The organism is Yoonia maritima (genome assembly GCF_002933395.1).
Lineage (GTDB): Bacteria > Pseudomonadota > Alphaproteobacteria > Rhodobacterales > Rhodobacteraceae > Yoonia > Yoonia maritima_A.
This window is the reverse complement of the sequence record NZ_PKFN01000007.1, coordinates 737,003-759,528: the sequence shown is the minus strand read 5'-3', so window position 1 is coordinate 759,528 and position 22,526 is coordinate 737,003. Positions and strand designations below refer to the sequence as shown.

Here is a 22,526-nt window from a genome sequence, read left to right as displayed (position 1 = left end):
GAACGTAATGAAAGGCGCCGCTATGACCATCCGAAATGACCTTGCCGATGCAGTTGGCAACACGCCACTTATTAAACTTCGTGCTGCATCCGAGGCGACAGGGTGCACGATTTTAGGCAAGGCTGAATTTTTGAACCCCGGTCAATCCGTTAAGGACCGCGCGGCGCTTTATATGATCAAAGATGCAATCGCGCGTGGTGACCTAAAGCCGGGTGGTACAATCGTTGAAGGCACTGCCGGGAATACTGGTATTGGGCTTGCGCTTGTTGGTGCATCCATGGGGTTCAAAACTGTAATCGTGATTCCTGAAACGCAAAGTCAGGAAAAGAAAGATATGCTGCGCCTTGCAGGCGCGCAATTGGTCGAAGTACCAGCCGCACCGTATCGTAATCCGAACAATTTTGTTCGTTATTCCGAACGCTTGGCGATTGAACTTAATAAGGTTTTACCGAACGGGGCCGTTTGGGCGAACCAATTTGATAATGTCGCAAACCGCCAATCACACATCGAAACCACTGGGCCAGAGATTTGGGAGCAAACCGATGGTAAAGTGGATGGGTTCATCTGCGCTTGCGGATCTGGTGGCACGCTGACAGGTGTTGCTATGGCGTTGCAGCCGAAGGGTGTGAAAATTGGATTGGCTGATCCTGATGGCGCGGCGCTGTATTCCTTTTACACAACAGGCGAGCTGAAGATGGAAGGCGGTTCAATCTCGGAAGGGATTGGCCAAGGGCGCATCACCAAAAACCTTGAGGGTCTAAAGCCTGATTTTTGCTACAATATCAGTGATCAAGAGGCCGTTCCTATTGTTTTTGACCTACTGCAAGAGGAAGGCCTGTGTATGGGCGGGTCAACGGGTGTGAACATCGCGGGCGCGATCCGTATGGCACGCGATATGGGGCCGGGCCACACTATTGTGACCGTATTGTGTGACTATGGTACACGCTATCAATCAAAGTTGTATAACCCAGATTTCCTGCGGGAAAAGGGTCTTCCGGTTCCTGAATGGCTTGAGGCCGAAGTGAACCTTCCCTCTGTTTTTGAGACCACATGATCCGCAACTTCTTTATCGTCTTTTGCCTTGCTGTGATTTGGCCTTTGGCCGGGTTCACGCAAGATTTGCCCGAAGAGGCAGCTCAGACATGGGAACAAGTTGCGACACGTGCCGAAAGTGTTGCGCTACGCGATGACGTGTCGCAATTCGCTATGAAACGCTTACGTGCAGAGCTGGTCGTCTGGCGTGACCGGTTTCTTGAACGGACAACGCTTAATGCGGGCCGGGTGGCCACTGTTGATGCGCAGATCGCGGCGCTGGGGCCGGTACCCGAAGATGGCGAAGAAGCGGCTTCAATCAGTGACCGGCGTGCGGCACTCGCGGAACAAAGGCAGGCTCTGGTTGCGCCTCGAATTCTTGCTGAGGAATCCTATGCGCGGGCGAACGGGTTAATTGGTGAATTTGATGCTTATGTTTTACAGCAGCAAACTGATGTTTTGACGCAAAGGGGGGATGTTCCGCTGAACCCCGTTTATCTGGCGCCTGCAATCACTGCGGTTTGGACGATGTTTGAAAACTTGGTCGTTGAAACGCGTGCAGGTTTTTCTGTCCAGATTGAACAGGGTATGTTGTTTCCAAAACTTTCAAAGGCTGGTTTTTTTCTGCTCATTGCAATTACGTTAATCGGGGCAGGGCGTCGTCGCGTAACAGCATGGCGTGCTGCATTGACTGGAATTGACGGGCGGCTGATGCCGCTGTGGTTGTTTGGTCTCTCTCTTTTGCAGATATTGGTTCCGGTATTAGGTCTTGCGGCACTGACCGCAGGGCTAGAAACACTGGATGTGTTTGGTGTCACCAGCAGCGCCATTGTCGCGCGGATGCCTTGGGCCGGGTCTGTGGTTGTGTTCGCATGGTGGCTTAGCCGTCAAATTTTCCCCACCGGCCAGCGGTGCGGCTATTTGGGGTATGACGCGGACACCCGTGCGGCAGGGCGACGTTGTGGCCTGACTATCGCATGGGTCGTTGCAATCACCTCGTTGTTTGATGCTGGCATCAATACGATAGATGTGACCAGCGGTGTTGTTGGCGCGATCGAACTTCCGGCGATGATTATCGTTTCATTGTTACTATCGCGGCTGGGTGTCGCCGTTAAGGCCAAGCCAGTCGCAGTCGATGGACAAACTTTATCTCAGGGACGGGTCCGAGGTGTCGTTGGCAAGGTGTGCATCGTCTTTGCTGTTGTGACACCGATAATGGTGGCCATTGGATACGGTGCTGGTCGCAACTTAATTTTCTCTTGGCTTCTTACGCTGGGCGTTATCGGTGTTGTTCATATTCTACAGCGATTGGTGCACGATCTCAGCACGCCAGATGACGCGTCAGAAGAACAAGACACCGGGGTTCTTGCATTGGTGCCAGTGTTGATAAACTTGGCACTATATCTTGCAAGCCTTCCTGTTATTGCGCTGGTATGGGGCGCGCGTGTCGATGATCTGGTCGAAGTTTGGGCGCGCTTTCGCGAGGGGTTTGCTCTTGGTGATAGCCGCATTTCCCCGATGGATTTTGTAACCTTTGCGCTGGTTTTTGGACTGGGGTATCTGCTGACCCGCACGATACAAGGCACGTTACGCAAGACGGTTCTGCCGCGCACCAGGCTTGATCTTGGTGGACAAAATGCTGTCGTCGCTGGGTTTGGTTATGTCGGTATTATTCTGGCCGCGATTGTCGCGATCACGAGTGCTGGGATTGACCTGTCAAATCTTGCGATTGTTGCTGGTGCGCTATCTGTCGGTATTGGTTTTGGCCTTCAGAACATCGTTTCAAATTTTGTGTCTGGGATTATTTTGCTGATCGAACGACCCGTCAGCGAAGGTGATTGGATCGAAGTCGGTGGGCAGATGGGCTACGTCCGTTCTATCTCTGTCAGATCGACACGGATCGAAACTTTTGACCGAACAGATGTGATCGTTCCGAATGCTGATTTGGTTAGCGGTCAGGTGACAAACTGGACACATGGTAATTTGGTTGGTCGTGTCATCGTTCCAGTCGGCGTAGCCTACGGAACTGACGTTGAAAAGGTCGCGACGATCTTGCGTGAAATCGCAGAGGCGCATCCATTGGTAATCATGACGCCGCCGCCAAATGTATTGTTCACTGGTTTTGGTGCGGATTCGCTCGACTTTGAAATTCGTGCAATTTTACGCGATGTGAACTTTGTGCTGTCCACAAAGTCTGAGATTAACCACGCAATTGCGAAACGGTTCGCCCAAGAGGGTATCGAAATCCCATTTGCACAGCGCGATATTTGGTTGCGAAACCCTGAAGTCCTAAACGGAGGAAAAGAATGACCGACCTGCTATTTCGCGAAGATGCGTATTTGCGTGAAGCAAAGGGCAGGGTGGTCGCCATAACCTCTGAAGGGGGCATCGTGCTGGATCAAACCGTCTTTTATCCAACCTCGGGTGGGCAGCCGGGCGATAGCGGCGCGTTGATTTGGGATGGCGGTGCCATTGATATTGCGACCGCTGTGAAGGGGGAAGCCGACAGTGTCGTTCTGCTCCCTGCTGAACCCGCTGCATTGCCATCAGAAGGGATCGTTGTAACTCAAAGCATCAATTGGGATCGGCGTCATCGTTTGATGCGTGTTCATACGGCATTGCATCTCTTGTCGGTTGTTATTCCGTTGCCGGTGTCTGGTGGGGCGATTGCATCCGATAAGGGGCGTCTTGACTTTGATATGCCAGAATCGCCCGAAGATAAGGCGGCGCTTGAGGATGATTTAAACCGTCTTATTGCGTGTGACATGGATGTGAGCGCTGAGTGGATCACAGATGATGAACTTGATGCGCAGCCTGATTTGGTAAAGACCATGTCGGTCCAGCCCCCGCGTGGAAGCGGTAAAATCCGCTTAATCCGGATCGGGGTTGGGACTGAAACCGCAGATCTGCAGCCTTGTGGTGGTACTCATGTCGCCAACACGCAGGAAATCGGGCGTATTCGGCTGGGGAAGATTGAAAAGAAGGGTCGCCAGAACCGGCGCGTCTATCTACATCTGGAGTAAACGATGAAACCCTTTGGTATTGCTGTCATAGCGACGTTTTGTTCATTTCCGGCTTTCGCTGATGATTTTGTTGGCTGTAGCAAAGAAGAAGCGCTCTTCGTTGATGCGGCATTTCGCAACGCGAAGGCGTTGACCTTAAAGGCCGCAACAACGGTTGGTGACACGCCCGAATATGCGCGGTGGTTCGGCGAATATTCGGCAGTGAATGCAGAAAATGTACGTTCAAACCTTAAGGCCGTAGTGGGCGCGATCCGTTCCGGTAGTGTCACCGCGCAGTGTAACCAGCGTGCAGAGGATGGTTGTGATGCAGGTGAATATGCTTGGGTCTACCCGAACGAGGCTTATTTAATGCACCTATGTCCGCCCTTCTTTACGCTCCCGCAGTTGACGGCGTTAGAACCCGGTGCACATGAAAGCAATAGCGGGACGCAAGAGGGAACAATCGTTCATGAATTGTCTCATTTCCTGCGCGTTGCGGGAACGGATGACCATTGTTATTCGCGTAGCGCTTGCGCGGATATGGCGGAAATCGACACACAAAGGGCGATAGATAACGCCGATAGCTATCAGTATTTCACAGAAGATGTGACATACTACGCGCGTCAACCCATTTCTGGAAAACCTTCGCGGTAAGGCTCTGGTTACTGCGGTTTCATCGTCGGCGTTCGTGGCCGAATAAATCATGCTCGAGCGGTTGATCAAGCATCTGTTCTGTTTCGGCCAACCCTTCACGTGACAATAAAATCGCAAGGGGGCGCAAGCCAGGTACATAGCTGCAAACGACCAGCATCATAACCATGATGGGGACAGACAAAAACATCCCAGGCACGCCCCAAACAGCGCCCCAGAACGCCAGCGACAAAATAATCCCGAATGATGAAAGTCGCAGCGCACGCCCCATAAGCATCGGATCAATAATGCTGCCATTTACAAATTGAATAACCGCAGAGACCGAAAAAATAGCCAGCGTAACGGCTGAATCCCCAATTTGTACATGCGTGATAAGTGCAATTAGGAACGTTGCGATGATGGACCCGATGTTTGGGATAAAGTTCAAGACGAATGTGATGATCCCGATTGATGAGGCAAGCTCAAGTCCAAACGCCTTTGCCAGCAAATACACCATCCCACCCGTGATGGCGCTAATCAGCGTTTTGACAAGTAAATAGTAGTTCACGCGGTGAATGATAGATTGGATGATTTTGCCAATCCTTACCGCTTGGGCTTCGTTGCCGACGAAATTGTTCAGTTTGGTTTGAAACCAGATGCGTTCCGCGAATAGGAACCCGACAAACAAAATAACAAGCACGGTTGCTTGCATGATGCCACTGGCTTGGCTCGCGGCGGTGCGCGCATAGCTTTGTACGTCGATGGATCGGAGCGCATTTAGGACCGCGAGCTCACTATCCTCGCCCATCCAAGCAAATAAAGACGCGATCGCCGATGGCGCACGTTCTGTATACGATAGGGTTGTCACAAGGACGGTGTTCACCTGTGCCAATAGAACCGATGCAAGCATCAACAATGCGGTGGCAATCAGAACCATTGCGACAAGGCTCGCCAATGCATTGGGAATGCGAAATGGCCCGATACGCTGGCGTGCGATGAAAGTAATGACGTCGCTTGTTAGACTGAAAAGAATGATCGCCGTAGCAAGGGTGATAAGCATGAAACGCGCTTGCACAAGCAAAAACAGGACCACAGCAAAGGCAATGATTACAACAGCACCCGTCTGCAACCGGTTTGAATCACGCTTTTCACCAGCGCCTGTTACCTGAGGGTCATTGTGCATATGAGCATGCCATTGGTCATTTAAGTTACCTAAGTATATGGTTCAGATGATGGCAGGGTAAACACCTGCAAAAACATATCTATTTGGTCTTGCAAAGGGAGGGCAGATAAGGCTAAACCGCGCCTCACGGACAGGTGGCCGAGTGGTCGAAGGCGCACGCCTGGAAAGTGTGTAGGCGGGAGACCGTCTCCAGGGTTCGAATCCCTGTCTGTCCGCCATTACCATCTAGATCAGATAAATTCTTGTTGCCTTAGGCTGCTTTTTATCTTGATGTTTGGCACGGTCTTAGCTGGGTTTCATGGATCAGCAGACTGGTAACGCTTTCCATTTCTATAGGGCTTAGATCTTAGATATCTGGCGGCTATTTTCTGGTGTTCTTGCTAAGGATTGAGCAAAATAAATCGGGATCGCAAAGTACAGGTTTACGTGCGCATATATCGTGTGGGGCACGCGCATTCTGTTTTTATGGTGATTTTGGTAAGGTTATGGTGGTCCCAGCTGGATTCGAACCAGCGACCTCTCGCTTCGGAGGCGAGCACTCTATCCAGCTGAGCTATGGGACCATCTAAGTTGGTTCGTATCTGTTCGGTTTTCGCGAGGTTCCGACTTATACGATCCGATTTGTACTTTACCTTTCAATACGTTGCAACCAGGGTCGTTCGGCTTTCGACATTGACGTTTTATTTAGCTGAACGACCGATGATTGGGGTCGGGTTAACATTCTGCTTTCTGTCCTGCAATGGAGAAATTGGTGCATTGTAAACTTGGCGAGCGCGTCAGTTCGATAAACATCACAATATGTAATACCCAGCTAGGCAGAGGAAACAGGGTATACACGGATTTAATAGGGAAAATCCTAAGCGTAGTTGGCCAACATCACATGTGGTCATCGGCCAATCCTATCGCGCGATAACGAGTTCGGCCTTTAGGCCGCCTAGTTTCGTGCTTTTTCCAAGACGTAGAATGCCGCCATGTGTGCGGGCGATGTCGGCAACGATGGACAATCCAAGGCCAACGCCACTGCCTTTGTCTTGGTTGCGCGCGGGGTCTAGTCGGACAAAAGGGCTGATGGCATCATCATATTGTTCCGGGGGGATACCGGGCCCATCATCTTCGACCCAAAATCGCACGGCACGGTCGGTCACACTCACTCCGATTTCCGCGTGATTACCATAGCGCAATGCATTGCTCACAAGATTATCAAGCGCGCGCCGGATTGCAGTGGGGCGTAGCGGCACCAATTCATGTTCACCTTCGACACCAGACAAGCCTAAATCACGGTTCATCCGTTTGTTGTCTTCAATCACCGCATTGATGATGTCGCCTGGGGCAAGCGTTTCTATTTTGTCACCAGCGTCACTCCGGGCGAAATCTAGAAAGGCATCAACAAGCCTTTGCATCTCGTCAACGTCACTGATCAAGGGTGCCGCGTCTTCCTCATCGATAAATGACAATCCAAGGCGCATACGAGTCAGTGGAGTACGTAAATCATGGCTGACACCTGATAACATAAGGGTGCGGCTCTGGATCTGGCGCTCTAGCCGGTTGCGCATGTCTAGGAAAGCCATGCCTGCGGCGCGTACTTCGACGGCACCTGTCGGGGTGAAAGGTGTGATGCGCCCGCGTCCATAATCTGTTGCGGCTACTGCCATTCTTTTGATGGGGCGCAGTTGATTGCGCAGAAAAATAAAGGCAACAGCTGTCATCAATGCACCTGTCACAGCCATAATCACAAGGAGCTGATGCGGGTTCGAAGCAGATACGCGACGGCGGCTAAATTCCATCCGCAATGGGCCGTGATGGGTTTCAACCCAAACAACGACCAACCGGCGGTCCGCGAGCGAAATAGACAAAATGTCTGGAATACCTTTGCGAATTGTCTCGATCACCGTGCTCCCGGTGAAGTCGAGCAACGGCTTGGTATCGTTTGTCGGCACATCAGTTGCTGGCAGCGCTGTCCTGATCTGAAGCGGGATACCAATGTCCGACAGGGCATCTTGGGCATCTATAGTGTCGATTGCTCGGTTTGTATTCTCAATGAGATAACGTAAATCAATGTTTTCAGCGCTTGTCATCATGCGTGTCACACCGTCAAAATGGCGTTGAATGAATACGACAGAGATCAACAATTGCAGCAGCAACACCGGCAATATCAGGATCAAGGCGGCGCGCGCGTAGATGCCGCGCGGCATATAGTTTTTAAGCCAGCGAAAGAACATGGGCGTAGGCTAACCTTCACGTGGCAAAACGGAAAGCTAAGAAAGTGACCACAACGTCAGATGATATCCCGCTGGTCGGAAAAGCGATAGACTTGGCACCCGACCTTCAGCGAATTCTTGCGCCAAATGCGTCACCGATGACCGGCTGGGGGACGAACACGTATATAATAGGTGATCGTGAAGTGGTCATTATTGATCCCGGCCCCGATGATACTGCGCATCTTGCTGCAATTTTGTCTGCCCTGAAAGGGCGACATGTTAGCCGTATTCTTGTCACGCACAGTCATATCGACCATTCAGGCCTCGCGTCTACCCTTAGCGGCGCGACCAGTGCGCCAATCGCGGCCTTTGGCGATAGCCGGGCCGGCCGGAGCGAAGTCATGTCTGACTTAATCGCGCGTGGATTAGCGACTGGTGGTGAAGGTGTGGATCATGCGTTTACACCCGACCAAACACTTGCGGATGGTCAAATCATTGATGGCAGTTGGGGTAGGGTGACCGCGATTCACACGCCGGGGCATATGGCCAATCATATGTGTTTTCACTGGAACGAAATAATTTTCACAGGTGACCACGTTATGGGGTGGGCGAGTTCGGTGATTTCACCCCCTGATGGCGACCTAACCCAATTTATGCTGTCTTGTAAAAAACTTGCCGTAATACCATGCGCAGGATTTCTGCCTGCGCATGGCGCGCCGATCGAAACCCCCGCTGAGCGTCTTGAATGGTTGTTGGCGCATCGCTACGCGAGAGAATCGCAAATTCTTTCTCGGCTTGAGGAGGGCGCAGCAACCATTTCGGAGCTCACAGATTCGCTTTATTGCGATCTGTCGCCCGGGTTACGTGCGGTGGCGCAAAGAAATGTGTTCGCGCACGCAATTGATTTGACGGTCCGCGGTGAAATTGTTCCAAAACCAGATTTACGGTTCGACGCAAAGTACCAACTTTTTAAGGCCCAAGACGTTGAATGAAAATGAATGTAAAAAACTAGCGAAATGCCTCTAGACGCCACTGAATCACGTTGCTATACGGCCCACAGTTGTTCCGACGTAGCTCAGCGGTAGAGCAGTTGACTGTTAATCAATTGGTCGTAGGTTCGATCCCTACCGTCGGAGCCAATTACCTTCTAAGGTATTGGTATTATACGAAAAAGCGCCTCGGTTCGGGGCGCTTTTCGCGTTCTGGGCACATTCTCTGACACATCCGATGACACAAACCGCATGCGGGAGTCGGAGCATTGAGACGAACAACCAGCCATCTGCACTTAGAGCGCCGCACTTCGGCTTTCTATTGGCGCAGGCGCATCCCAAAACTTTTTTCAGAAAACGCCTCAAACCCGTTTTTCGTTTTTTCCTTGCAGACACATGTGGTCCGTGAGGCTGATGGGCTATCTCATGAAATGGAGCATGACGCTTGCTAAGCATATGTTGCGTTCCGACCTTTATGGTGTTGCAGAGGTCGCAACCCGTACTGGCTATGGTTCTGTAAGTGCTTTTAGCACAGCATTTGCACGCAATGTCGGCCAAGGGCCAAAGCAGTATGCAAGAGCCTGTCGTCGATCGTAAAAATTGCCGTGGTGCTTGGGTTGTATAGGTCAAAGTGCCAACATTATCGTATCAATACGCTATCGTTTACCGTGTGGTCATGATCTGCTATGTATCTTTGACTGACGTCGCATGACAACATACCTTGACCCTTCAGCGTATGATGTGACGCGCCGCACTGCGCTACTAGTGAAAGGAAAGTCTTTGACCGATAACTTGAACGCGCCTAGCTCTGACGTACCTCATCCCATCGATACTGAATATGAAATTGGACAGGACAACGTACAACGTTTTGGACTCGATATTCATAACCCCGTTTTCGCGATTTCGAGCATCGCCATCGTCGCTTTTGTAATCATAACGTTGATGTTCCAAGCTCAAGCAACTGAATTTTTTGGCTGGTTGCGTCCGTTTCTTACCAAGACATTTGACTGGTTTTTCCTCAGTGCAGGGAACGTCTTTGTGCTCTTTTGTCTCTTTCTTGTGTTGTCACCAATGGGCAAAATCCGCCTTGGCGGCAAGGAAGCACGACCCGATTATGGGTACCTAGGTTGGTTCGCGATGTTGTTCGCTGCGGGCATGGGTATTGGGCTTATGTTTTTTGGTGTTTCCGAGCCGATGTCGCATTTCGCCTCGTCGATTGGAGGTACGGCATTAGACGACGGTGTCCGGACAGATTGGGCTCCGCTCGGGGGTGCTGCTGGCGACGCTATCGCTGCGCGTGACCTTGGTATGGCTGCGACGATCTTTCATTGGGGGCTTCACCCTTGGGCGATCTATGCAGTCGTCGCTTTGTCGCTCGCCTTTTTTACCTTTAACAACGGATTGCCGTTGACCTTACGTTCGGCATTCTACCCGCTTTTGGGAGAGAAAGTTTGGGGCTGGCCTGGGCATGTCATAGATATACTTGCCGTGTTTTCAACGTTGTTCGGGCTTGCTACGTCACTTGGGTTTGGGACAGAGCAGGCACTTGCAGGTTTTAACTTTCTGTTTGGCTGGGGCACGGGTAATGGTGCAAAGGTTGTGCTTATCTCTGTGATCACTGGGCTCGCGACGATCTCGGTTATTCGCGGTCTTGATGGTGGTGTGAAGATTCTATCGGAGATTAATATCGGACTCGCGGTGTTGCTTTTGATCTTTATCATCGTGGTCGGCCCGACTGGTGTCATCTTTGACACGGTGGTGTCCGGCGGGGTCGCATACGCCCGCGATATTATCCCGCTTTCAAATCCGTTTGGCCGTGAAGATACGAATTTTTCACAAGGATGGACCGCATTTTATTGGGCGTGGTGGATTTCCTGGTCACCGTTCGTTGGTATGTTTATCGTGCGCGTTTCCCGCGGGCGTACGGTGCGAGAGTTTTTGATTTGCGTCATTCTGATCCCGATGTTGGTCAGCGTAATCTGGATGGGTGCTTTTGGCGGGACTGCGGTGTCGCAAGTTATGGCCGATGCAGAGGCTCCGGTCGTTAGCGCCGCACAAGAGTTAAAGCTTTTTGTGATGCTTGAGCAATTGCCACTGGCGGCGATTACCTCGTTTATTGGTATCGTACTTGTGCTGGTATTCTTTGTGACCTCTTCTGACTCGGGATCGCTGGTGATTGATACGATCACTGCGGGAGGAAAGGTTGATGCGCCAGTTCCACAGCGCGTATTTTGGTGCATCTTTGAAGGGGTGGTTGCCGCAACGCTTTTGTTGGTTGGGGGGAGCTCCGCGCTCACAGCGTTGCAGGCAATGGCGGTTTCAACGGGTTTCCCGTTTACGATTGTGCTGCTCGCAATGTGCGTCAGCCTTTATGTCGGAATGCGTCGCTATCTTATCGCGTTAAGGTGATTAATTCGTCTGGCCGCTATTTGCGGCGGCCAGACGCGGATGCGCATAGGCTCCAGAAAATGAAATCGTTTAAGGTCATGCAGGTTACTCAGTAGGTTGCGTATTTTCTGAGATACATTTTGAAAACGCATCGACTTCAGGGGCGCTCTGCCGTGCTTTTGGGGTAAGTATATAGTGACGCTCTCGCGGTGTGAGCCGCGCTATATCCAGTTTTACCAACCTGCCGTCAGCGAGCGGTCTTTCAAAAACATGCGTCCAGCCAATCGCTATTCATGGCTGCGTCAGTCGCGCCGCTATAATTGCTAAAATGCAGTTTTTTGGGGGCAAATTTTTCTTGCCATCCGACTTGATAAAACCAACCTAGAAATGGTGGAACTTGTAAAACGTTCAAGCACTCCGTCGAGGTCACAATGATACATCAAGCTGGCATTCGTCAGCGTGAAATTTATCGCGGGTTTATATTGCCTTGTGCTAGTCGGCCGCTCACAGACATCATTCTTGACTGTTAACAAAGCAGTGACGGTTTAGGAATTGTTCAACATCTGCGGTAAGCGGGGATAATCCGGAAAAGAGTTCGACGTAGTGGGGGACCCGTTTCAATCGGTCATTCCAATCTTCTTCGACATGCATAGAAATATAGCCGATTTGCGTGTAAACTACGGTAAGGCTGCGCACTTGCGCTTGTTCGCTTGAATAGCCAAAGCGGATGAACATATCCGCCAATGCTTGAATGCGAAGATCATCGGCTTGACTTAGCCTATGCTTGAGACCTGTATCGATCCGCGCCCAATTACGTATAGCCAGATCAAGCTTCGCATCAAACAACGCAGGATCAAGCCAGCAGTCCATCACATTGAACAGCGCATCGCCAATGTTTGCGGCAGCTAGATTACAACGCGCGACTAGGTTTCCTGTGTTCTTTTCTTCCCATCGTTCGATCATAGCACGGTGGAGCTCTGCTAAATCTTCGAAATACCAGTAAAAGCCTGTGCGTGACAGGTTCAGGCGTTTGGCAAGCGGCATGACCTTTACCGCATCAATGCCACCTTCAATCAATAGTTCATAGGCCGCATTTAGCCATACATCTTTGGACCCGCGGGGGCGTTTTACGTTTTTCATAGTGTTGTTCTAAATTACTTGACAGGTATGTCAATTGAGGTGATCAATGAGTAAATTGACATAGGTGTCAATTAAATCAGTGCATAGCCACAAAGGTTTCCCGATGTCCAAAGATCCCCTTTTGCAGCCATACCAGTTGAAACATCTGACGCTGAAAAATCGGATCATGACCACTAGTCATGAACCGGCGTACCCAGAAGACGGTATGCCAAAAGAGCGATATAGGGCCTATCACGAAGAGCGTGCGAGGGCAGGGGTGGCCCTTGCTATGACAGCGGGATCAGCGGCCGTATCTAAGGATAGCCCGCCCGTATTTAATAACATTCTGGCCTATAAAGACGAAGTCGTTCCGTGGATTAAAAATCTGTCAGATGGGTGTCACGAGCATGGTTGTGCGGTGATGATCCAACTGACCCACCTTGGTCGCCGCACAGCATGGAACAAGGGCGATTGGTTACCATCTGTATCGTCGTCTAAACACCGTGAGCCAGCGCATCGTGCGTTTCCAAAGCTCATAGAGGACTGGGACATTGAGCGCATTATAAGCGATTTCGCGGATGCGGCCGAACGCATGCAGGCAGGCGGCATGGATGGGATCGAATTGCAGGTCTACGGGCATCTGCTTGATCAGTTTTGGTCACCGCTTACGAATGATTTGGTTGGACCTTATGGTGCGGATACATTGGAAAACCGCATGCGGTTCCCGCTAGATGTCTTGGGCGCTATTCGTAAACGCGTTGGTGATGAATTTATTGTTGGTTTCAGGTATACAGCCGACGAAGCTCAAAAAGGGGGGATCACCGCCGAAGATGGTTTGCTGATATCGCAAAAGCTAGCACAAACGGGTCAGCTTGACTTTTTGAATGTCGTCCGCGGGCGGATTCATACGGACCCTGCAATGACGGACCTTATTCCAGTTCAAGGCATGGCCAACGCACCGCATTTAGATTTTGCAGGGAAAGTAAAAAAGTTGACCGGAATGCCAACATTTCATGCCGCCAAAATACCAGATGTTGCGACTGCACGGCACGCGATCGACGCTGGTTTGTTGGATATGGTTGGGATGACCCGTGCGCATATGGCTGACCCACATGTGGTGCGAAAAATCATCGAAGGTCGTGAAGACGATATTCGCCCTTGCGTTGGTGCAACCTATTGTCTTGATCGTATTTATCAGGCCGGGGACGCCTTGTGTATTCATAACGCTGCAACAGGGCGCGAGCTGACAATGCCGCATGACATTGCCCCAGCACAGGAAAAACGGAAGGTCGTGATTGTTGGCGCCGGACCTGCGGGTCTTGAGGCGGCACGCGTCGCGGCTGAACGCGGTCACGAGGTGATTGTATTCGAAGTGCAACCTGATCCTGGTGGCCAGATACGTCTTACTGCGCAAAATCCGCGTCGACGTGAAATGCTGTCGATCATCGATTGGCGCATGGCGCAATGCGCGGCGCGGGATGTCACCTTTCACTTTAATACATATGCTGAAGTATCTGATATTGCTATGTTAAATCCAGATGTTGTAGTCATTGCGACGGGCGGAATGCCAAACACGGAATTATTCGAAACAGGCGGTGATGTACCGCATGTTGTGACGTCGTGGGATATCATCGCTGGTGATGTTAAACCTGCTGACAATATACTAATCTATGATGAAAGTGGTGATCATCCTGCGTTACAAGCTGCGGAGGTTGCCGCAACTACTGGCGCCAAGATCGAGATAATGACGCCTGACCGAACGTTTGCGCCTGATATTATGGCGATGAATTTGGTGCCATATATGCGGTCACTACAAGAACACGATGTTACCTTTACAGTGACACGGCGGTTGCTTTCGGTCGAACCCAACGGCAACAAGCTTAGTGCAGTTATTGGCACTGACTATAGCGATCAGTCATATAAAAAGGACTACGATCAGATCGTCATTAATTACGGTACGATGCCGCTAGACGATCTTTATTTTGATCTTAAGGGGCAAAGCTCAAATGGTGGCGCAATAGATCAACAGGCATTGATTTCTGGCTTGCCGCAAAACGTTTTGCGTAACCCAAATGGAGCGTTTCAATTGTTTCGGATCGGGGATGCTGTTTCAGCGCGCAATACGCATGCGGCGATTTATGATGCGCTTAGGCTTGTTAAGGATATCTGAATCTGTTGCGGCTGGTGTAGAAATGAAAAAGAGGGCTCAAAGCCCCCTTGTGTGGTGTCGTTTGGTGCTTAGGTGTTATCCGCGCCAAGTCCGTATTGGGCCGCAATCCATGTGAACAAAGTTTGAACCATTATATCGGCCGACACCGCCAGCATGACAGGCAACAGCTGCGCTTGCCATTTGTGCGGTTGACCGGCTTTGCAGTCGTAGGTCAGCGGCTTGTCCGCGCATATGCAGGGAATTACGTGCAACGCCAGATGACTGGCCACGTAACATCGCGTTAGTTTGCGGCGATCTGTAACCCGACAAGAGTAGGTAAGGTTCATTCGCTTCCATCAGGTTGGAAGCTGCAGCCATAATATCAATGGTGCGTAAATCCATCTGGACTGCTTCGCCTGTCCGCCAGTCGCGCATGTGGATATTAATTTCGCGGACGGCTTCAGCGATATATTCGCCTTCGATCCAATAAATGGTGTCTAAACTTTCGCCAGTCCGACCCGAGTACATAGAAATGCGGCGAATGTCGCCTGCGCCGCGAAGAAATCCGGCTGCGTTCGCATATGTTGGAGTTGCCGCTACCGCCGTTGCCGCAAATGCACCAAGCAAACCGCGACGTGTGATCCCAGAGGAGTTTTTGTTCGTCATTGAATTGCGCCTGTCCCGTCGCTCAACTGTGCCGCTTTGCGGCTTTTTTCATCGTGTCCCCAGATGTGCACATTTTATGGCACATTTTGATTCGTTGACCAAGGGGTGTTTGGATCAATTTTATCGAATAAAGGGGAAATAAGCGAGAAATAGCGCAGAATATATGCTGGAACCTTACGGGCGCTTGAAAGTTAGGCTGTATTGGCGCAACACCGCATGCGTTGTGTCGGCGGCTCGCGGGATTATGAATGGACTTCCTCAAAGTATGGATATTCATACTCTTATTTAAGTATGTTGCCTAATAGACTAGGTTTAGAACGAGATTTTCTTAGGGGAATAGTAATGTTGATGAAGAGTATGCCTCGCGGCGCGCGCGTTTGGCTTTTCATGAGTGCGATTGCGGTGATGTTGTTTGCCGCTCAAACGGTACAGGCGCAGGTAACAGATTTTCGTCAAGCCGTTGCACAGGCTGCTGCATCTGATGATGATATTGCCGCATTCTATCGCGAGCGCAATTATGAAGGCATCTGGAGCACAAGCGGTGACCGTCGTCGCCGTAACGCGCTGATGACGGCATTTGCCTCTGCTGGTGATCATGGGTTGTCGTCTGACCAATATGACCCTCAGCCGCTGATGGCGCGCTTGCAAGCGGCATCAACTGCCGCCGAGCAAGGCAGCGTTGAGGTGGAACTCACTCGGATGTTTTTGCAGTATGCAAGGGACGTGCAGACCGGTATTCTTGTTCCTTCACGGGTTGATAGCAATATTCATCGCCAAGTGCCTTATCGTCCACCGCTTGCCACAGCGCGCGCGTTTGTGCAGTCCAATCCCGACGCATTCTTGCGTGCGCTTCCGCCGAGCTCGCCAGAGTATACCCGTTTGATGCGCGAAAAAATCGCGATGGAACGCCTACTTGCGGCCGGTGGCTGGGGGCCAACTGTCCCGGGCAGTAAGTTAGAGGCGGGAAGCAGTGGCGACCGTGTTGTCGCGCTTCGTAACCGTTTGATCGCGATGGGCTTTCTTGAGCGTACCAATACCCAGACATATGATGCATCTATCGTGGCCGCAGTGCAGCGGTTTCAGCAGGCTCATGGTCTTGCGATTGATGGCACTGCCGGTCAGGGCACTTTGCGTGAAATTAACGTGGCTCCAGAAAGCCGCTTGCAGTCGATCATCGTCGCAATGGAGCGCGAACGCTGGAATAACCGCCCGCGCGGCACACGTCATGTTTGGGTGAACCTCACTGATTTTACTGCTAAAATCGTAGATAACGATGTGGTAACGTTTGAAACGCGTTCTGTGATCGGTGCGAACCATCGTGATCGCGTCAGCCCTGAATTTTCTGATGTAATGGAGTTCATGGTCATCAACCCAAGTTGGTATGTGCCGCGTTCAATCATCACGAAAGAATACCTGCCACAGCTTCAGCAAAACCCAAATGCGGTTAGTCAGCTACAAATCACCGACTCGCGGGGGCGGACTGTCAACCGTGGTGCAGTTGATTTTACACAATATACCGAAGCAAATTTCCCTTTCTCTATGCGCCAGCCTCCGAGCCGGGGTAATGCTCTGGGTCTTGTGAAGTTTATGTTCCCGAACCGATACAATATCTATCTACATGATACGCCATCCAAAAGCCTGTTTGGTCGTGAAACACGTGCATTTAGCCACGGCTGTATTCGTCTGGCGGACCCGTTTGACTTTGCCTATGCGCTGTTGGCACGTCAGGTTTCTAACCCGGAGGAGTTCTTTCAAAGCCGCTTGCGGACGGGCACAGAGCAGCGTGTTAATTTGAACGATCCGGTTCCAGTACACTTGGTCTATCGGACAGCTTTCACAAAACCAGAAGGTCACATGCAATATCGCCGTGACGTCTATGGCCGTGATGCGCGTATTTGGAACGCACTTTCACGCGAAGGGGTGGCGGTTCGCGCCGTTCGCGGGTAAATCTGACCTCGGAATTTAATCCGAGGGTATGATGGCACATTCAATCAGAGACATCGCAGCGGCGCTCGGGGCTCAGGCCTTTGGCGCCGTTGACATTTTGGTCGATGGGGCGTCTGAACCCGGAACCGCAGGGCGCAGTGATTTGGCGCTAGCGATGACCCCAGCGTACGGTGACGCACTGTCCCACGGTCATGCGCGGGCTGCCGTTGTTTGGCCCGGGTCCGATTGGCAGGCATTGGGGCTGGAGGCTGCGATTTACGCGCCACGTGCCCGTTTGGCGATGGCCGGCCTGACGCAAATGTTAGACAAGCCGCTGTCTGGTGCGGGAATTAGCCCGCACGCGGTCATCGATCCTTCGGCGCAGATTGGCGAAGGTGTTGTCATCGGTGCATTTGCAGTCATCGGTGCTGATGCTGTGATCGGGGCAGGGACATGGATTTCCGATCATGTGAGCATAGGTTCCAACGTGGTTATTGGCAAAAACTGTCAGCTACATGCCGGCGTCCGGATACAGCGGAACGTGGTCTTGGGCGCACGCGTTATATTACAGCCAAACGTCGTGATCGGGGCTGACGGGTTTTCCTTTGTAAGCGTCGAACCATCAAATGTTGAGCTCGCCCGCGAAACACTAGGTAATGTTCCCATGACAGCGCCTGATGACCCGACATGGCACCGTATCCATTCTTTGGGGGGCGTTGAAATCGGGGATGATGTGGAAATTGGGGCAGGTTCCACTGTCGATGCCGGAACAATCCGGGCAACGCGTGTGGGCAAGGGCACAAAAATCGATAATCTGGTGCAGGTTGGCCACAATGTGATTGTTGGCGAACACTGTTTGCTATGCGCCCAAGCTGGCGTTGCAGGGTCCACGGTCGTCGGTGATCGCGTTGTCGTCGGGGGGAAGGCAGGCATCGCAGATAACGTTACAATTGGCGCTGATGTCGTATTGGGGGGCGGTTCTGTCGTGCTATCAAATGTACCGGCAGGAAGGGTCATGATGGGGTATCCGGCAACCAAAATGAATACGCACTTAGAAAGTTACAAAGCGCTACGTCGGTTGCCACGATTGTTGAACAGTTTGGCAAAGCGTTAAGAAACTGTTTCATTCTTAGGCAAAACGACCTAAATCGCATTAAACAATAACGGATCTCAGACCATGAGCATCAAAGAACAGGTGATCGCAATAATAGCAGAGCAGGCCATGCTTGAACCATCTGACGTTAAGATGGAGCACACGCTTGCAGATTTGGGTATCGATAGTCTTGGCTTAGTCGAAAGCATTTTTGCAATAGAGGAAAGCTTTGACATTACGGTTCCATTCAATGCGAACGATCCAACCGAAAGTGATTTCGATATATCGTCCATCGCGTCGATCGTGGATGCTGTCGATAAACTTAAGACCGAGCAATCCTCATAATGCGCCGTGTCGTTATTACTGGCGCAGGGACAATCAACCCGCTTGGTACAGATGTTGCCAGCACGTTCGAAGCATTCCGCGAAGGGCGCTGTGGCATTGGGCCGCTTGATATCAAGGATGTGGATCGGCTGTCTATCCAGATTGGCGGGCAGATCAAAGGCTATGAAGAAGCGAGCCACTTTAACCGCCAACAGCTTGCGCTTTACGATCGCTTTACGCAATTTGCATTGCTTGCCGCACGTCAGGCCATCAGCCAGTCCGGCTTAACGTTCTCTGGTGATTTGGCGGATAGATCTGGTGTAGTTTTGGGGACATCTGGTGGGGGGCTGACAACCCAAGATGAAAACTATCGCGCTGTTTATGAAGAAGGTAAAAATCGCGTACACCCGTTCATCGTGCCGCGGCTGATGAACAATGCGGCGGCCAGTCATGTTTCCATCGAATGGAATTTGCGCGGACCGACCTTCACAGTTGCGACGGCCTGTGCATCATCCAATCACGCGATGGGGCAGGCGTTCAACATGGTTCGCAGTGGTATGTCTAAAGTCATGATAACTGGCGGCTCAGAAGCGATGCTTTGTTTTGGCGGGATAAAAGCTTGGGAAGGTTTGCGCGTTATGTCCAAAGACGCCTGCCGTCCATTTTCGGCGACTCGGAACGGTATGGTCCAAGGTGAAGGCGCTGCGGTCTATGTTTTCGAAGATTATGAGCATGCGGTGGCGCGCGGTGCAGACATACTGTGCGAAGTTGCTGGCTTTGCAATGTCATCTGACGCGTCTGATATCGTGACCCCTTCAAAGCAAGGTGCCGCGCGGGCTATCGCGGGGGCGGTGAACGACGCGGGTGTCGCGCTGGACAGTGTGGGATATATTAATGCACACGGCACTGGCACGGCGGCAAACGACAAGACAGAATGCGCTGCCGTGGCTGACGTATTCGGCCATCACGCTGACCATCTCATGATGTCCTCGACGAAATCTATGCACGGTCATTTGATTGGCGGTACGGGCGCTGTGGAGCTACTTGCCTGTATCATGGCACTAAAGGACCGCGTGATTGCCCCAACAATTGGCTATGAAGAATCCGATCCAGAATGCGCAATGGATGTGGTGCCAAATGAGGCACGTGATGCAAAGGTTGACGTTGTGTTGTCCAACGCTTTTGCATTTGGCGGATTGAACGCAGTAATCGCTCTGCGCAACCTAAATTAGGGAATAGCACCCGACCTTGCGGTCAGGTGCAATCGATCTTATTCGCTTGGGCCAACTGACCCTTCGTATCCCGCGGTAAAGCCGGTCAGCGATAAATCGAGCATGATTTCTTGGTTTGGATTTGCAGCATGCACAAGGCGAATTGTAGCGCCGGCACCACGTTTAAACTGGTTTATCTCTGCTTCGGTAAAACCAAGTCGCGCGACACAGCCGCCTTGATTGCAAAAGCGAAACGGGTAACTGCGCGCATTTTGCCCATCAACCGCAAGAGTTAACTGTTGGGTCAGCAGTGTTTCAAGTGGAACAACAACTGTTGCGCCGGCTGCGGCGGTTGCTCCCTCTGGCAGGCGGAAGAAGTTGAACTCAGCGATGGCGTTGCCTTCGCTGTCACTTAGCAGTTGATACATATTGCAGGGGTCTGCTTCACCCTCAGGCGCACGCACACAGCGCATCGCCCAGTCGCCGAATTCTTGCAGAATGTAGGCTTGGCCGACCGCAGGGCCAGCAGGTTGACCAAGATCAAGGTCCGCTGCAGAATCAGTGACTTCTTCGGTGGGCGTTTCTACTTCGGCTTCTGTCGCGTCTTGGGCGAAAGCTGTTGTTCCTTGCATCAACAAGGCGGCAACAACGATTGATTTAAATGTACTGCGCATACGATAGGTCCTTTAGCTTTTGAACCTGCTTATCATGGGCGTTTAGGGCTGTCAGTGGGGGAATGGCCTGTCAAGGCTATGTTCCGCTCACAAATGCGCGTGCTGAAATAGAAAAAGGGTCCCCGAAGGAACCCTTTTCCATTTTTCCCTGCCGGACTTGGCCGACTAATTGTCATGAAAGTTACGCAATGTGACAGGGTGCGTCAACATTAAATAGGAATCGCACAGCCTGAAAAAAATCGACTGTATTGAACGTTGTAAGGTTTACGGGGAAAATTTAGGTGAGGCGACGCAGGGCTGCGTTTGTGCCATGCTTTAGGCTAGCATCAATTGGCCAACGATGTATTTTGATACAAACTTAAAATGAGGGACGGTAGCATGGCAGATCATATTTTTATCGGTGGCGGCGCGCAGGATTACGGCGTGGCGCAAACCATGCTGCTGGATAAAGCCAACCGTCACGGGCTGATTGCCGGAGCGACCGGTACAGGTAAAACGGTGACGTTACAGATCATGGCGGAAGAGTTCTCTGCCGCTGGTGTGCCGGTGTTTTTGTCAGACGTCAAAGGTGATCTATCAGGCCTTGCCGCGGCAGGCAGCCCAAATTTTAAATTGCACGAGGCATTTACAAAACGCGCCAAGACCATCGGCCTTGATCTGCAATACGACAGCTTTCCTGTAACGTTTTGGGACTTGTTCGGGGAAAAAGGTCACCCCATTCGTGCGACTGTGGCAGAGATGGGGCCATTGTTGTTGGCGCGTTTGATGGGCCTCACCGATGTTCAAGAAGGCGTATTGAACGTCGCATTCCGCGTAGCCGACGAAGAGGGTCTTCCTCTATTGGATCTAAAAGACCTGCAGGCGATGCTCGTGTGGGTCGGGCAAAATGCGAAAGAACTTTCGCTGCGCTACGGCAATGTTGCGTCATCTTCTGTCGGGGCAATTCAGCGCGAACTGCTTGTGCTCGAAAACCAAGGTGGGTCCGCGTTGTTCGGTGAGCCGGCTCTTGATTTGTCAGACATGATGCGCACCCGAGATGGTCGCGGAGAGATCAATATTCTTGCCGCAGACCAACTGATGGGTAGCCCGCGTTTGTATGCGACGTTCTTATTGTGGCTTTTGTCAGAGTTGTTCGAAGAACTGCCCGAAGTCGGTAACCCGGATAAACCCAAGCTTGTTTTCTTTTTTGATGAGGCGCATTTGCTGTTTGACGATGCACCGAAGGTTCTTGTTGATAAGGTCGAACAGGTCGCGCGTTTGATCCGGTCGAAAGGGGTTGGCGTCTATTTCGTCACGCAAAATCCGGGCGATATTCCTGATGATGTCCTGGGGCAGCTTGGTAATCGTGTGCAGCATGCGCTGCGGGCGTTTACGGCCAAAGACCGTAAAGAGCTAAAGACGGCAGCAGAAACTTATCGTGATAATTCTGCATTTGATACCGCCGAGGCGATCCAAGAAGTCGGCACAGGCGAGGCGGTCACGTCATTCCTTGACCGAAAAGGGATTCCGCAAGTTGTAGAACGTACCCTAATCCGTCCGCCGTCCTCACAGCTGGGCCCGATTGATGATGCGACCCGCAAGGCGGTAATGAATGCATCGGCAATGGCTGGTAAATACGATACGCCGCTTGATCGTGAAAGCGCACATGAGATGTTGGCGAAAAAGGCAGAAGCCGCAGCCAAAGAGGCCGAGGCAGCAGAGGCGGCCGAAGCTGAAGCGGATGAGAAAGAACGGGAATTTCGCAATGCGCGCCGTTATGATGGCGGGCGTAGCGAAGGCCGTCGCAGTTCGTCGTCGCGAAAATCGTCGGGTGGCGGTTTTGGTGGGGCATTAGCGTCTGTTGTCGCCAAAGAGCTGAAGGGCACGACAGGCCGTCGGATTGTTCGTGGGATTTTGGGCAGCCTGTTTAAGGCGCGGTAGTTGTTCGTAGGGTAGATTTCAA

At 51.6% G+C, this 22,526-nt stretch carries 19 protein-coding genes and 3 tRNA genes; 16 read left to right on the top strand and 6 right to left on the bottom strand.

The window, feature by feature from the left end; translation table 11 throughout:
• The first annotated feature begins 22 nt into the window (after window positions 1–22).
• From CYQ09_RS05245 to CYQ09_RS05230, 4 genes are read left to right on the top strand one after another with little or no spacing between them, the layout of a single operon-like run.
• Entirely contained in the window at window positions 23–1,054 is a 1,032-nt protein-coding gene (locus CYQ09_RS05245) for a cysteine synthase A (RefSeq protein WP_106744600.1), read from the top strand.
• Entirely contained in the window at window positions 1,051–3,342 is a 2,292-nt protein-coding gene (locus tag CYQ09_RS05240; protein WP_106744331.1) for a mechanosensitive ion channel family protein, read from the top strand. Before CYQ09_RS05245 ends, CYQ09_RS05240 begins: the two co-directional genes overlap by 4 nt.
• Entirely contained in the window at window positions 3,339–4,055 is a 717-nt protein-coding gene (locus tag CYQ09_RS05235) for an alanyl-tRNA editing protein (protein ID WP_106744330.1), read from the top strand. The genes CYQ09_RS05240 and CYQ09_RS05235 overlap by 4 nt, the downstream gene beginning before the upstream one ends.
• Before the next feature lie 3 nt (window positions 4,056–4,058).
• A complete protein-coding gene (locus CYQ09_RS05230; RefSeq protein WP_106744329.1) occupies window positions 4,059–4,688 on the top strand; it encodes a M35 family metallo-endopeptidase in 630 nt (209 codons plus the stop codon).
• A gap of 19 nt (window positions 4,689–4,707) precedes the next feature.
• Here the strand turns inward: CYQ09_RS05230 and CYQ09_RS05225 are convergent, their stop codons facing one another.
• A complete protein-coding gene (locus CYQ09_RS05225) occupies window positions 4,708–5,847 on the bottom strand; it encodes an AI-2E family transporter (RefSeq protein WP_106744328.1) in 1,140 nt (379 codons plus the stop codon).
• A 128-nt stretch (window positions 5,848–5,975) separates the two neighbouring features.
• On the opposite strand from CYQ09_RS05225, the gene CYQ09_RS05220 reads away from it, so the two are divergent.
• Window positions 5,976–6,065 (top strand) — tRNA-Ser (locus CYQ09_RS05220).
• A gap of 268 nt (window positions 6,066–6,333) precedes the next feature.
• Here the strand turns inward: CYQ09_RS05220 and CYQ09_RS05215 are convergent.
• Together CYQ09_RS05215 and CYQ09_RS05210 are read right to left on the bottom strand one after the other, a co-directional pair.
• Window positions 6,334–6,410 (bottom strand) — tRNA-Arg (locus tag CYQ09_RS05215).
• A 336-nt stretch (window positions 6,411–6,746) separates the two neighbouring features.
• The gene (locus tag CYQ09_RS05210; RefSeq protein WP_106744327.1) at window positions 6,747–8,066 is read right to left on the bottom strand and encodes an ATP-binding protein; all 1,320 of its coding nucleotides are present in this window, start codon (window positions 8,064–8,066) and stop codon (window positions 6,747–6,749) included.
• Between the two features lie 20 nt (window positions 8,067–8,086).
• On the opposite strand from CYQ09_RS05210, the gene CYQ09_RS05205 reads away from it, so the two are divergent.
• From CYQ09_RS05205 to CYQ09_RS05190, 5 genes are all read left to right on the top strand, one after another.
• Complete coding sequence (locus CYQ09_RS05205) at window positions 8,087–9,037, top strand: MBL fold metallo-hydrolase (protein ID WP_239495854.1); 951 nt, start codon at window positions 8,087–8,089, stop codon at window positions 9,035–9,037.
• A gap of 72 nt (window positions 9,038–9,109) precedes the next feature.
• A tRNA-Asn gene (locus tag CYQ09_RS05200) sits at window positions 9,110–9,184 on the top strand.
• Window positions 9,185–9,303: 119 nt separating this feature from the next.
• On the top strand, window positions 9,304–9,486 hold the full coding sequence (locus CYQ09_RS18625; RefSeq protein ID WP_430383324.1) for a DUF6538 domain-containing protein: 183 nt from the start codon (window positions 9,304–9,306) through the stop codon (window positions 9,484–9,486).
• On the top strand, window positions 9,431–9,631 hold the full coding sequence (locus CYQ09_RS05195; RefSeq protein ID WP_106744326.1) for a helix-turn-helix domain-containing protein: 201 nt from the start codon (window positions 9,431–9,433) through the stop codon (window positions 9,629–9,631). Before CYQ09_RS18625 ends, CYQ09_RS05195 begins: the two co-directional genes overlap by 56 nt.
• 183 nt (window positions 9,632–9,814) lie before the next feature.
• A complete protein-coding gene (locus tag CYQ09_RS05190; protein ID WP_239495852.1) occupies window positions 9,815–11,443 on the top strand; it encodes a BCCT family transporter in 1,629 nt (542 codons plus the stop codon).
• Between the two features lie 492 nt (window positions 11,444–11,935).
• Here the strand turns inward: CYQ09_RS05190 and CYQ09_RS05185 are convergent, their stop codons facing one another.
• A complete protein-coding gene (locus CYQ09_RS05185; RefSeq protein WP_106744324.1) occupies window positions 11,936–12,562 on the bottom strand; it encodes a TetR/AcrR family transcriptional regulator in 627 nt (208 codons plus the stop codon).
• A gap of 103 nt (window positions 12,563–12,665) precedes the next feature.
• Here CYQ09_RS05185 and CYQ09_RS05180 point away from each other — a divergent pair, with 103 nt between their 5' ends.
• Entirely contained in the window at window positions 12,666–14,711 is a 2,046-nt protein-coding gene (locus CYQ09_RS05180; protein WP_106744323.1) for an NADH:flavin oxidoreductase, read from the top strand.
• 75 nt (window positions 14,712–14,786) lie between these two features.
• On the opposite strand, the gene CYQ09_RS05175 is transcribed toward CYQ09_RS05180, so the two are convergent.
• Entirely contained in the window at window positions 14,787–15,356 is a 570-nt protein-coding gene (locus tag CYQ09_RS05175) for a YcbK family protein (RefSeq protein ID WP_106744322.1), read from the bottom strand.
• 357 nt (window positions 15,357–15,713) lie between these two features.
• Here CYQ09_RS05175 and CYQ09_RS05170 point away from each other — a divergent pair, with 357 nt between their 5' ends.
• Genes CYQ09_RS05170 through CYQ09_RS05155 form a run of 4 tightly spaced genes read left to right on the top strand, consistent with a single transcriptional unit; the run spans window position 15,714 to window position 19,931 of the window.
• Window positions 15,714–17,303: a L,D-transpeptidase family protein gene (locus CYQ09_RS05170; RefSeq protein WP_239495870.1), complete on the top strand. Its 1,590-nt coding sequence runs from the start codon at window positions 15,714–15,716 to the stop codon at window positions 17,301–17,303.
• Between the two features lie 31 nt (window positions 17,304–17,334).
• Window positions 17,335–18,396, top strand: a complete 1,062-nt coding sequence (locus tag CYQ09_RS05165) for a UDP-3-O-(3-hydroxymyristoyl)glucosamine N-acyltransferase (RefSeq protein WP_106744597.1) — start codon at window positions 17,335–17,337, stop codon at window positions 18,394–18,396.
• A gap of 33 nt (window positions 18,397–18,429) precedes the next feature.
• Window positions 18,430–18,720, top strand: a complete 291-nt coding sequence (locus CYQ09_RS05160) for an acyl carrier protein (RefSeq protein ID WP_430383329.1) — start codon at window positions 18,430–18,432, stop codon at window positions 18,718–18,720.
• A complete protein-coding gene (locus CYQ09_RS05155) occupies window positions 18,720–19,931 on the top strand; it encodes a beta-ketoacyl-[acyl-carrier-protein] synthase family protein (RefSeq protein ID WP_106744321.1) in 1,212 nt (403 codons plus the stop codon). Before CYQ09_RS05160 ends, CYQ09_RS05155 begins: the two co-directional genes overlap by 1 nt.
• 38 nt (window positions 19,932–19,969) lie before the next feature.
• Here the strand turns inward: CYQ09_RS05155 and CYQ09_RS05150 are convergent, their stop codons facing one another.
• Window positions 19,970–20,584, bottom strand: coding sequence for an invasion associated locus B family protein (locus tag CYQ09_RS05150; RefSeq protein ID WP_106744320.1), 615 nt, complete (start codon window positions 20,582–20,584; stop codon window positions 19,970–19,972).
• Between the two features lie 378 nt (window positions 20,585–20,962).
• Here CYQ09_RS05150 and CYQ09_RS05145 point away from each other — a divergent pair, with 378 nt between their 5' ends.
• Window positions 20,963–22,504, top strand: a complete 1,542-nt coding sequence (locus tag CYQ09_RS05145) for a helicase HerA-like domain-containing protein (protein ID WP_106744319.1) — start codon at window positions 20,963–20,965, stop codon at window positions 22,502–22,504.
• Window positions 22,505–22,526: the final 22 nt, after the last annotated feature.

Bases quoted from the DNA above. Each gene is read 5' to 3' on its own strand.
- CYQ09_RS05240 (WP_106744331.1), top strand. From the start codon at position 1,051: ATGATCCGCAACTTCTTTATCGTCTTTTGCCTTGCTGTGATTTGGCCT.
- CYQ09_RS05225 (WP_106744328.1), bottom strand. From the start codon at position 5,847: ATGCACAATGACCCTCAGGTAACAGGCGCTGGTGAAAAGCGTGATTCA.
- CYQ09_RS05195 (WP_106744326.1), top strand. From the start codon at position 9,431: ATGTGGTCCGTGAGGCTGATGGGCTATCTCATGAAATGGAGCATGACG.
- CYQ09_RS05210 (WP_106744327.1), bottom strand. From the start codon at position 8,066: ATGTTCTTTCGCTGGCTTAAAAACTATATGCCGCGCGGCATCTACGCG.
- CYQ09_RS05170 (WP_239495870.1), top strand. From the start codon at position 15,714: ATGCCTCGCGGCGCGCGCGTTTGGCTTTTCATGAGTGCGATTGCGGTG.
- CYQ09_RS05230 (WP_106744329.1), top strand. From the start codon at position 4,059: ATGAAACCCTTTGGTATTGCTGTCATAGCGACGTTTTGTTCATTTCCG.
- CYQ09_RS05155 (WP_106744321.1), top strand. From the start codon at position 18,720: ATGCGCCGTGTCGTTATTACTGGCGCAGGGACAATCAACCCGCTTGGT.
- CYQ09_RS05180 (WP_106744323.1), top strand. From the start codon at position 12,666: ATGTCCAAAGATCCCCTTTTGCAGCCATACCAGTTGAAACATCTGACG.
- CYQ09_RS05245 (WP_106744600.1), top strand. From the start codon at position 23: ATGACCATCCGAAATGACCTTGCCGATGCAGTTGGCAACACGCCACTT.
- CYQ09_RS05145 (WP_106744319.1), top strand. From the start codon at position 20,963: ATGGCAGATCATATTTTTATCGGTGGCGGCGCGCAGGATTACGGCGTG.
- CYQ09_RS05165 (WP_106744597.1), top strand. From the start codon at position 17,335: ATGGCACATTCAATCAGAGACATCGCAGCGGCGCTCGGGGCTCAGGCC.
- CYQ09_RS05175 (WP_106744322.1), bottom strand. From the start codon at position 15,356: ATGACGAACAAAAACTCCTCTGGGATCACACGTCGCGGTTTGCTTGGT.
- CYQ09_RS05150 (WP_106744320.1), bottom strand. From the start codon at position 20,584: ATGCGCAGTACATTTAAATCAATCGTTGTTGCCGCCTTGTTGATGCAA.
- CYQ09_RS05235 (WP_106744330.1), top strand. From the start codon at position 3,339: ATGACCGACCTGCTATTTCGCGAAGATGCGTATTTGCGTGAAGCAAAG.
- CYQ09_RS05185 (WP_106744324.1), bottom strand. From the start codon at position 12,562: ATGAAAAACGTAAAACGCCCCCGCGGGTCCAAAGATGTATGGCTAAAT.